At 71.7% G+C, this 10307-nt stretch carries 8 protein-coding genes; 3 read left to right on the top strand and 5 right to left on the bottom strand.

The annotated features are described in order from the left end of the window. Positions 1 to 710 (top strand): FHA domain-containing protein (locus D7X12_RS15800; RefSeq protein ID WP_147443682.1); only part of this gene is annotated, 710 nt, incomplete at its 5' end. 78 nt (positions 711 to 788) lie between these two features. Here the strand turns inward: D7X12_RS15800 and D7X12_RS15795 are convergent. Beyond that, positions 789 to 2513, bottom strand: a complete 1725-nt coding sequence (locus D7X12_RS15795; protein ID WP_120626100.1) for a serine/threonine-protein kinase — start codon at positions 2511 to 2513, stop codon at positions 789 to 791. A gap of 76 nt (positions 2514 to 2589) precedes the next feature. Here D7X12_RS15795 and D7X12_RS15790 point away from each other — a divergent pair, with 76 nt between their 5' ends. Then, entirely contained in the window at positions 2590 to 3357 is a 768-nt protein-coding gene (locus D7X12_RS15790) for a double zinc ribbon and FHA domain-containing protein (RefSeq protein WP_120626099.1), read from the top strand. Positions 3358 to 3456: 99 nt separating this feature from the next. Here D7X12_RS15790 and D7X12_RS15785 read toward each other — a convergent pair whose 3' ends face one another. Beyond that, positions 3457 to 3819 carry a TraR/DksA family transcriptional regulator gene (locus tag D7X12_RS15785; protein ID WP_120610462.1) on the bottom strand — a complete coding sequence of 121 codons (363 nt, stop codon included), beginning with the start codon at positions 3817 to 3819 and terminating at the stop codon, positions 3457 to 3459. Between the two features lie 125 nt (positions 3820 to 3944). Here D7X12_RS15785 and D7X12_RS15780 point away from each other — a divergent pair, with 125 nt between their 5' ends. After that, positions 3945 to 4826: a DNA integrity scanning protein DisA nucleotide-binding domain protein gene (locus D7X12_RS15780; RefSeq protein ID WP_120610461.1), complete on the top strand. Its 882-nt coding sequence runs from the start codon at positions 3945 to 3947 to the stop codon at positions 4824 to 4826. A 15-nt stretch (positions 4827 to 4841) separates the two neighbouring features. Here D7X12_RS15780 and D7X12_RS15775 read toward each other — a convergent pair whose 3' ends face one another. The 3 genes from D7X12_RS15775 to D7X12_RS15765 are packed head-to-tail and all read right to left on the bottom strand — an operon-like array spanning position 4842 to position 10278. Next, a complete protein-coding gene (locus tag D7X12_RS15775) occupies positions 4842 to 5411 on the bottom strand; it encodes a PspA/IM30 family protein (protein ID WP_120626098.1) in 570 nt (189 codons plus the stop codon). Positions 5412 to 5431: 20 nt separating this feature from the next. Further along, a complete protein-coding gene (locus D7X12_RS15770; protein ID WP_120626097.1) occupies positions 5432 to 7711 on the bottom strand; it encodes a vWA domain-containing protein in 2280 nt (759 codons plus the stop codon). Between the two features lie 35 nt (positions 7712 to 7746). Next, positions 7747 to 10278: an AAA family ATPase gene (locus D7X12_RS15765; RefSeq protein WP_120626096.1), complete on the bottom strand. Its 2532-nt coding sequence runs from the start codon at positions 10276 to 10278 to the stop codon at positions 7747 to 7749. Positions 10279 to 10307 lie beyond the last annotated feature (29 nt).

Raw genomic sequence — 10307 nt, 5'->3', positions numbered from 1 at the left:
CCATGCCCCCGGGCCCGCCAGTGCCCACGGGCGCGACCCCGGTGGCGCGTCCCGCCCCGGTGGCGTCGCGCTTCGGGCTGGCGGTGATTGCCGGGACGACGCGCGGCCAGCGCTACAAGCTGCCGGTGACGGGCTGCGTGGTGGGCCGCCAGCGCGGCGCCATCCTCTTCCCCGACGACGTCTTCGTGTCGCCGCTGCACGCCACCTTCCTGGTGAAGGACGGCGCCCTCTTCGTGCGGGACGAGTCGAGCGCCTCGGGCGTCTACGTCACCTTCGCCGGCACGGAGCCCCTGGCGCCGCGCGCCCTCTTCAGCGCCGGCCAGCGGCTGTTCCGCTTCACCGGCCGCGTCGAGTCACCGCCCCCTGTCGCGGGCCGCCCGAACCTGTACGGCTCGCCGGTGCCCCTGGGCCAGGCGCTGTACGGCGTGGAAGAGGTGCACATGGGCGGCAGGGCAGGCCGGGCGGTGGTGACGGCCGCGGCGCTGCTGACCATCGGGCAGGCGCACTGCGACCTGGCCTACCCGCATGACGAGGGGCTCGCCGGCCGGCACTGCGAACTGAGCCCCACCGCGTCGGGCGCGATGCTGAGGGATCTGTCCGGCGGCCTGGGCACCTTCGTGCGCATCCCCCCGGCCACGGAGCGCCCCCTGCGTCCGGGTGACCGGGTCCGCCTGGGCCAGCACGTGGTGCAGGTGGAAACGCTCGGCTGAAGGCAGGCCGGCGTCAGCCCCCTGCCCCGGGCGTTACCGGAGCTGCATCGGGGGCTTCATCCGCGGCGCATCGGAACTTCAGGGCGTGGACGGGCGGGCCACGGGGCTGCCCAGCCGCTCTTCGATGTACGGGCGCGCCCGCGAGTCGGGCATGTCCCGCAGGTGGCGCACCCACCAGCCGCGCGCCTCGTCGGTCTGGTCGCGCTGCCAGTACATCTCGCCCAGCTTCAGGGCCAGCTCCGCCTCCGGGTTGAAGGTGAAGGCTTCCTTGTAGCTCGCCGCCGCGCGGCCCCACTCGCCCGCCAGCACGTCGCGGTCCCCGGCCTGCGTCAGCTTGCGCGCCTTGTCGACGTTGCGCGCGTTGCTGGGGATCTCCCGCTCGTAGTCGGGCTGATCCGCGCCCGTGGCGTTGAGCTGCCGGGGTGCGTTGGGCGGCGGCAGGTACTGGTTGCCCTCCGCTCCACTGCCGGCACCCACGCCGAAGTAGTAGACGAAGAAGCCCACCGCCCCCAGCACCAGCATGGTGGTGAGCGCCTTGAAGAAGAGGATGAAGCCCTCGCCGCCACCTGACGTGGGCGAGGTCTCCGCGGTGCGGCTGGCCCGCGGGCTCTCCATTGCCAGCGTGGCCTCGTCGGACACGGGCGTGCGCGAGTCCGGCAGCGACGCGCGCACGGTGGCCTCCACCGTCACGTCGTTCCAGCCCGTGTTGTTGCGCGCGTCCTGCTTCTGGGCCGCCTGGGACTTGCGCGGAATGGGCGCCAGCACGCCGGAGGGCTGCTGACGGCGGGGCGCGGCGTCGTTCGCTCCGCCCCGGCGCCGCTCCTTGTCCACCGCGAGCAGCTCCATCTTGAAGGCCGCGGCGTCGGCCGGCCGGTCATCCGGGTCCTTCGACAGGACGCGCAGGATGAGGCGCTCCATGCCCGGGGAGATGCGCGCGTCCGGCCGGCGGCGCGTGGGCGGGGGCGGCTCCTCGGTGAGGTGCTTGGTGGCGTAGCCCACCGCCGAGTCGGACTCGAAGGGCAGGAGGCCCGTGGTGAGCTGGTAGAGGATGACGCCCACCGCGTACAGGTCCGAGCGGTAGTCCAGCACCGCGCCGCGCGCCTGCTCCGGCGACATGTACTCCGGCGTGCCGCACACGAAGCCCGCGCGCGTGAGGGCCGGGCCCTCGTCCTGCACGTCGGTGATCTTCGCGATGCCGAAGTCCAGCACCTTCACGAAGTCCGGTTCGTTGCGGCGCTGCTCCACCATGATGTTCTCGGGCTTGAGGTCCCGGTGGATGACGCCCGCGCCGTGCGCGTCCGACAGCGCGTTGAGGATCTGCATGGCGATGCGCACCACGCGCGCCTCGCCCAGCGGCCACTCGCGGCTGAGAATCTGGTGCAGGTCCTGCCCGGCCACGTACTCCATCGCGATGAAGAGCGCGCCGTCGTCCGCCTGACCGAAGTCCAGCACGCTGATGGAGTTGGGGTGGTTGAGGCGGCTGGCCGCCTTGGCCTCGCGCTGGAAGCGCGCGACGGTGCGCTCGTCCGACAGCAGCGTGTGGCGCAGGACCTTGAGCACCACCACCTTGTCGAGCGCGAGCTGGCGGGCGCGGTACACCTTGCCCATTCCGCCCTCGCCAATGAGGGCCTCCACCCGGTACTTGGAGGCAATCGTCTTGCCGACGTACTCGTCACCGCCCTCCACCGAGCGCAACAAGGTGGCGCCACAGGCGGGGCAGTAACGGGAAGAGTCTTCGGCGTCGGCGCCGCAGGAAGGGCAGTACACGTCAGCGTCCAGTGAGTGGGGCCGGGACTTCACCATGCCCCTCGGGTGGGGAGCAAGCCATGCGCTGCAAGCCCCCCCAACGCCGCTCGGGCCTGCTAGAAGAGGGCCTCTCATGGACGCCGTGGAATATTGCCCCCGCTGTGACACCGAGAATTCCCGGGATGCCACCGTATGCCGCGCTTGTGGCTCGGCGCTGCGCTCCGGGACGATGGTGATGGCCGTGGCGCACGTGTCGTCGCGCCCGCAGGTTTCCATCCGCGTGGTGCGGGCGGACGGCGGCCCCGAGTCACTCGTGCGCATGCAGCGCGACACCCTCACCTGCGGCCAGCAGGCGGACATCGCGCTCAACGACGACCCCTTCATCATGCCCGTGCAGTGCCGCTTCTTCTTCTCCGGCGCGCGGCTCGCCGTGGAGGACGTGGGCGGCGCCAACGGCGTCTTCGTGCGCCTGCGCCAGGAGCGCGAGCTGCCCGCGGGCGGAGAGCTGCGTCTGGGCCGCCAGCGCCTGGTGCTGGAGCCCATCCCCACCGCGGCGCTCGGGCCCGGCGGCACGCAGGTGTGGGGCTCCCCGGATCCCGGCTACCGGCTGCGGCTCATCCAGTTGCTGGAGGGCGGCCTGCGCGGCGCGGCCTTCCCGCTCAAGGACGGCGACAACCTGCTGGGTCGTGAGCAGGGCGACATCGCCTTCCCCACGGACGGCTTCGTGTCCGGGAGGCATGCGCTCCTGCAGGTGCGCGGGGACCGGCTGATGGTGCGCGACGTGGGCTCGTCCAACGGCACCTTCATCCGTCTGGCGGGCCCCACGTTCGTCGACAACGGCGACCACTTCCTCATCGGTCGCCAGCTGCTGCGCGTGGAGATCCAGCCCGTCGTCGCCTGAGCAGAGGCCGGCCGGCCGCGCATGGGGCCTCCAGGCGGGCGCGAAGGCAAGGCCGCACGGCGCTTCAAGCCCGTGCGGCCCGGAACACGTCACGTGGCGTCAGCCGTAGGACTTCTCCTTCTTCTCCTGCTCCTCCTTGCACCGGATGCAGAGCGTCGTCACCGGACGCGCCTCCAGCCGCTTGGGGGAGATGTCCTCTTCGCAGCGCTCGCAAATGCCGAACGTGCCGTCTTCCACGCGCGCGAGTGCCTTCTCGATCTTCTGCAGCAGGAACTTCTCGCGGTCCCGCAGACGGAAGACCATGGACTGGGTGTACTCGGAGGCGGCCTGGTCGATTTCGTCCGGCAGGTCGTCCGTGTCGAACGAAGACTCCTCCACCAGGGTCTTCTTCGCGCTCTCCAGCAGGCTCGTCTTGCTGTCCTCGAGCATCTTCTTGTAACGCTTGAGATCTTTCTGATTCACAGCCTGCGCTCCAGGTGGGGCGGGTAGAGGGGCCTGGCCCCTGAAAAAAAGGGCCCGAAAGCTTTATTCATGCACCTTGCAGTGTCAAGCTGACCTGCTTCAAATTGTAGTGCACGAGGGGCGGCTTGAGCGACAACACGAAGTTCGATCGGGAATTCTTGCGCTCGGCGCTGACACTGGCCGCCAAGAGCGACGTCGACCACTTCCTCTACATCTGTGACACGCCCATTCCTCCTGAGGACCTGCGGGGTCGGCCTGCTCGCAAGAAGCTCGTGTACGCCGTGACGCTGGAAGCGCTGGCCCATGAGCACCAACGCAAGAAGGTCCGTGCGCTCGTCATCCCGGCGTACGACTACTCGCGCACCGAGCGGGTGAAGGTAGCGCTCGTGTCGGCACTTTCCCAGGGTGCTTTCAAGGAAGGTGACCTGGTGTTGTGCATGACGGGAAAGGTGGGTCGTGCGCCGGACACCTTGATGCAGATGCGCATCGGCGGGTCGCTGGACGACCGGCTGGCCATCGAGGGCGTGAAGCTGGGCGAGGAGTTCAACTCGCAGGTGGTGGACGCGCTCCTCCAGCTGGCGCTGCAGATCGGCCAGGAGGGCTTCGAGGGCCACCCCATCGGGACCATCATCACGATTGGCGACCACACGAGCGTGCTGGAGAAGAGCCGGCAGCTCACCATCAACCCGTTCCAGGGCCTGTCCGAGGCCGAGCGCAACGTGCTCGACCCGAAGATCCGCGACGCCATCAAGAACTTCTCCGTGCTGGACGGCGCGTTCGTCATCCGCGAGGACGGCGTGGTGCTGTCCGCCGGCCGCTACCTGTCCGCCACGGACGACACGGTGAAGATTCCCCTGGGACTGGGCGCACGGCACGCGGCGGCCGCGGGCATCACCTCCACCACCCACTGCATCGCGCTGGTGGTGAGCCAGACGTCCGGGGCGGTGCGGCTGCTCAAGGGCGGCAGCATCGTGCTGGAGCTGCACCAGACGGCCCGGCGCTCCTGAGCGCGCCCTCCTCCCCTATTTGGCGCGCTCGGGCGGCTTCGGGGGCAGGTGCTCCTCGCGGTAGATGTCCGCGAGGGCGTGCGCCTTCTCCACCTCGTCGCGCGCGGCCTCCAGCGCGAGCACCCGGTCGAAGCGCTCCACCTGCTCGCGCAGCGTGTCGGTGATGACGCCGCCCACCGCCATCCGCGCCGATGCGCTCTCCCGCTCGATGCGCAGGTCCGCCACGCGCTCGCCCAGCTCCCCGGCCGCGGAGAGCAGCAGCTCCGAGTCCCGCTCCGCGCGGCGCAGGGATTCGCGCGTGGTCTCCAGCAGGCGCTCGGTCTGCACGCGGTCGCGCTCCAGCACGCCCACGCCCTTCGCGTCGCCCTTGTCATGGGCCGTCTGGCGCCGGCCGGCGATGTCCCCCAGGCGCGCCGTGTAGCGCGTCACCCCGCGCGACAGCTCACCCTTGAGGGCCAGCAGCGTGGCGGCGGACTTGCGCACCTCGGCCGCCTGGCGCTCCAGGTCCTCGATGAGCCGGTCGAACGTGGCCAGCGGATCCACGGGCGCCGAGGGCGTCTTCTTGCGTTTGAGGAAGCCGAACATGGGACGTGCCGCGCGGGAGCCTACCCGAACGGACGGCAGAGCAGTCGCACCCGTTCCAGCGCGTCCCCCACCAGACGACCGCCGCCGGACAGCACCGCGAGGTAGCGCGCGGGCGTCAGTCCATAGACGGACAGCAGGTGCTGCAGGAGCACCACGCTCTCCGTCGCGCGCCGGTCCGCGGGCGCCAGCGACGCGGCCTCGCCCACTGCCTCCAGGATGTCCGCCACGCGCGCCACGACGTCCGGGCCGGGCGCTTCCGGGGACGGAGACGACGCGGGCGAGTCCGGAAAGAGCGCGTCGAAGGAGGCCTCCACCGCGACACCGGCCTGGGGCACACGGCCCGCGGCCACCGCCTCCAGTGCGTCCAGGTGCGGGGCCAGCGACTCGAGCGCCGCCAGGGTGGCCGGCACGTCGCGCGGCAGCAGCGTGCGCCAGGGCGTGTCGAACTCGGTGCGGGCCCAGCGGATCTCCTCGTCGGAGAGCGGGTGGTAGAAGGCGCGGCCCCCGGCGGCGCGCTGCTCGAGCACCAGGGACTTGAGGTCGGGGTTCTCCTCGCCCAGCGAGATGAAGCTCAGCGCGATGTCCAGGGCGCCCATGGGCGCGCGGGTGCGGCGGATGAGGTCCAGGTCCACGCGGTCCTCGCCGTCGGTGATGAGCACCACCGTCGCACGGGCGAGGTAGGGATCCCTTCCCTGCGCGGCGCGGATGGAGTCGAAGGCGGACAGCAGGGCGAGCGAGATGTCCGTCTGTCCTTCGGCGGGCGAGTCGCGGAAGAGCTTCTCGATCTGCCGGGTCGCCTCCGCGGCGGTCTCCACGCGCGCCAGCTCCGTGGGCACGTCGTTGAAGAAGCTGAAGTACAGCGGATCAAAGGCCTCCCCGCGCCGCGCCTTCACGCGCAGGTTGTTCAGCTCCGCGATGATGAGCGCGTCGCGGAAGCGCGCCCGCGCGCCGTGCATGGAGCCGGAGGCGTCACAGACGTAGACGCGCACGGCGGTGCGCTTCACCTTGCGCGGCCTGGGCGGAGGCGCGTCGTCCAGGTACGTGCGCACGAGCTGCCGGTGCGCGGCCAGGTCCTGGAGGATGCGCCGGGGGTCGGTGATGACGAAGTGGTGGAGGTCGTCCAGGCTCCCCGTCGTGGAGAACGACATCGTCTGCGTCGGATACGGCACCTGCCGCGGAACGGCTCGCGCGGCGGTGGTGTTCGACTCGACGATCTCCTCCGTCAGCGAATCCTCCACGTCGAAGTAGCGCGCGCACCCGGCCGCCAGGTCGAAGGTGGCCAGCTGCTCCGGCTGGAGCGAGAACGCCAGGTCCGCGAGCCGCTCGTCGGGCGCATCCTCCACCTCGCGCTCGGGCGCCTCCGCCGCGTCCGACTCCCCGAGCCACCGGACCAGCGCCTCCGACTCCGCGTCCTCCACCAGGCGCGTCAGCCGAGGCTCCGGGGGCAGCAGCGGCGTCAGCGCGCTCCGGGCCGCGGCTGCCAGGTCCGCGTCTCCGGCCTCCAGGGCGCGCTCATAGAGTCCCTGCAACGAGCGGTAGGCGCCCCGGGGATCCTTCTGGACGTTCTCGCGCACGTTGCGCACCAGCGCTTCCAGCGAGCGCGTGGGCGGCACCTCGCGCACGCGCTCCCGCGCCTCCGCCACGTCGTTGCGCAGCGCCATGCTCCGCGCGCGGTCCGCGTCCGTGCCCAGGCGCAGCAGCATCTCGTGGGCGAGGTCCAGGTCGCGCCGCTTCTGCACCAGGTCGATGACGTTCTCCCGCGCGCGGCCGGCCAGCAGTTCGGCGATGGCCAACCGGGCGCTGGCCGGAGGCCGCTGGCGGTCCGTCTCCGCCGGACGCTCGAAGATCTCGAACGGCGCGTCGTCCTCGAACGGCTCCAGCGGGCGGCCGAAGAGGTCCGCCACCTTCACCGCGCGCGCCAGCCGCACGAAGCCCCGGTCCAACGCGGTGAGGGCCCCCGCCGGCATCTCCCCGGAGCGATGCGCCCGCTCCACGAGGCGCAGACACTCCTCGAACTCCTCCAGGGCCTGGGCCGCGCGCCCCGCGAGCCCCTGCGCGAGCACCCCTGCCCTCCCCCGCTGGGTGCCCAGCGCGAGCAGCAGCCGCGCGTCCGCGGCGGTGTGGACACCCACGCGGTCCAGCTCGCGGTCGAGCGCCACGAGCAATGGCAGGGACAGGTCCTCCGGCCCCCGCACCTTCCGCCCGAAGGGCCAGGACCACGAAGGGCCTCCCCGCCCCGTCGGAGGCTGGCGCAGCGCATCCAGGCGCTGCCGCAGCTGGGTGAGTCGCCGCGCCAGCACGCCTCAGCGCCGCCTTCCGCCCACGGCACCCGCGCTCACGGCGCGCTCCGCCGCGCCAACACCTGCCGGCTGAAGCGCCCGAAGTCCTCGTCGATGCCGCGCAGCTGGGCGGACAGCTTGCGCGCGCTGTCCCCCAGCTCTCCCGGAAGGGTCTCCAGCATGCCCAGCGTGGCCTTGAGCCGCACGAGCTCGCCTTCCTTGAGCGCGAGCAGGGGGAAGCGGCTGCGCACCAGCCACTCGAAGGTGCGCTCCGCGTCGGCCCGTGCGGCGAGGGTGTCCACGGACGGCAGTGCGGACAACAGCTGCGTCAGCCAGCTGCGCAGGTACTTGATGCGCGACTGGAGGAAGGACAGCTCCGCCTCGGCCACCGCCGCACGCACCGAGTCCGAAAGGAACGACGAGGCCAGGGGCGGACGCGCCGCCATCAGCTGACCGTCCAGCCCCACCAGCGCCGCCAGCTCCCCATCCGGAGCCTGCGCGGACAGCTCGCCCCGGTAGTAGGTGTACGCGTCGCCGTTGAGCACCGCGGTGGGCGCGGGCGGAGGACTGGCCACCTCGCGCGACAGCACGCGGGCGTGCTCCCGCAGGCGCGTCTCCATCAGCTCGCGGCACTCGACGAGCACCGGTTCGGCCGTCACGCCCTCGCGCCGCAGGTTCTCCGCCACCGCCTGCACCGCACGGCCGTACTGCTCGATGCGCTCGAAGGGGGTCGCGCCCAGCACCTCGCGCGCGTACGCCACGCTCAGCGGCTTGAGCAGCTCCTGCTTCAGCCCGGCCTGCGAGGCGTCCAGCGCCGTCAGCGCCTTCTCCAGCTGGGTGAGGCGCCGCGAGTCCGCGGAGAGCGCGTCCAGCGGATCCTTGCGTCCCCGGGGGTTCACCGAGGGGAACGCCGCCGACACCCGGCGGCGCAGCGCCACCACCACGCGGCGGCGCGTGTCCCGGTCGGCGTCGCGCAGCCGCTCATGCAGGGTGGGCACGGCCTCGGTGAGCATCGCCGCCAGGGCGCCCATCACCCCCAGCTCCTCCTCCAGGTTCTCGGCGAGCCCGACCAGCCACTCCATCTTCACGCCGTCCTCGAACGCTAGCCCCTCCGCCGCGGACGCGCTCATCTCCAGCGCCTGCTCGAGGAACCGCGCGGACGCCTCGCACAGGGCGGGATAGCCCGGCCGCAGCTCCGGCACCGCGCGGCACAGCTCCAGGACATCGCGGATGGCGATGAGCAGCGCCACGCCGCCCCTCCCCTCCCCCTGCCCCGCCATGCCTCGCGACAGGCGCTGCTCCAGCGCCGCCACCAGCGCGCGCGCCGCGACCAGCAGCGGGGCCCGGTTCTGTCCGTGGCGCGGCCCCGGCACCAGCTTGCCCAGCACCCCGCGAGCGGTGCTGGACACCACGCCCGCCTGCCAGTTGCGGCTCAGCGCCTCGGCGGCGTTCACGTCGTCGGCGGCCGCGAGCGTCGTCGCCTCGCGCTCCACGCCTCCGCCCAGCTCCTGGCGCACCTTGCCCAGCACCTCGTCGAAGGTGCGCTGCTCCAGCCGGACGATCTCCAGCTGCGCCCGCTCGCGCGGATCCACCGCGGCCTTGAGCAGCGCGTCCGCCTCCGCCGCGGGCGGTCCCCCGAGCAGGAAGAACCAGCGCAGCGCGTCCAGGTCCTCCACCGTCGCCTCGAGCGGACGGTCCGGGCGGCGGTAGATCTGATCGCGCACCACCGCGGCCTTCAGCGTCCACAGCGCCTTCACCACCGACCGCTGGGAGAAGTACTTCGTGGGCACGTAGTCCGGCAGCTTCGACACCTGCGCCACCAGCGTGCGCTCCAGCGCGTCCGTCAGCATCTCCACGCCTTCGAGCACGTTGCCGGGCACCTTCACCAGGGCCACCGCGTCCTGGAGCAGATCCAACTGCTGGAGCGTCAACGTGGCGCGCAGGTCCGGCCGCGTCCCGTGCACGAAGCGGTGCAGCATCGCGGCCCGGCTCTCCCGCCGGGCGAAGGCCTTGGGCACGAAGCAGATGAAGCTCAGCCGGTCCGCGAACGCCAGGAGCAGCTCCGGCGAGCGCGCGAGCACCTCGGTGAGGTAGCGATTGCTCGTCATCACGACGCACTCGGTGCGTCCGGCCGTCACCTTCCGGCCGTGCTTCAGCTCCCGCTCGTACATCACGTTGAGGATGGAGCGCAGCAGCATGTCCCGGCCGTCGAAGACCTCGTCCAGGAACGCGTGCACGGAGCCCAGCATCCCCTCGTCGGTGAGGTACTCGGTGCGCCCCGTCTCCGTGAGCACCTTGAAGTCCACCGGGCCGATGAGGTCCGTCTGCAGCGTGGACTCGGCGATCTGCTTGGAGAACAGCGAGGGCAGCCCGGACACCTCGTCGGTGATGCGCCCCAGGACGGCGCTCGCGACCGCGCTCTTCGCGGTCCCCGGGGGCCCCACCACCAGCACGTGCTCGCGGCAGAGCAGCGCCAGCTCAATCTGCGTGAAGAGGGTCTCCCGCTCCAGGTACGTCTCTCTCAGCTCCCCGAAGAAGCGGCGAAAGGACTGGGCGGCCTGCTGGTACGGCGGAGGAGGCGAAGTCACGGAGGACCAGAGGGGAGCGGGGAAGGACG

Source organism: Corallococcus sicarius (genome assembly GCF_003611735.1).
In the GTDB taxonomy this organism is placed as follows: Bacteria; Myxococcota; Myxococcia; order Myxococcales; family Myxococcaceae; genus Corallococcus; species Corallococcus sicarius.
Note: the sequence above shows the minus strand (reverse complement) of the source record. Positions and strands in the feature narration are given on the sequence as shown.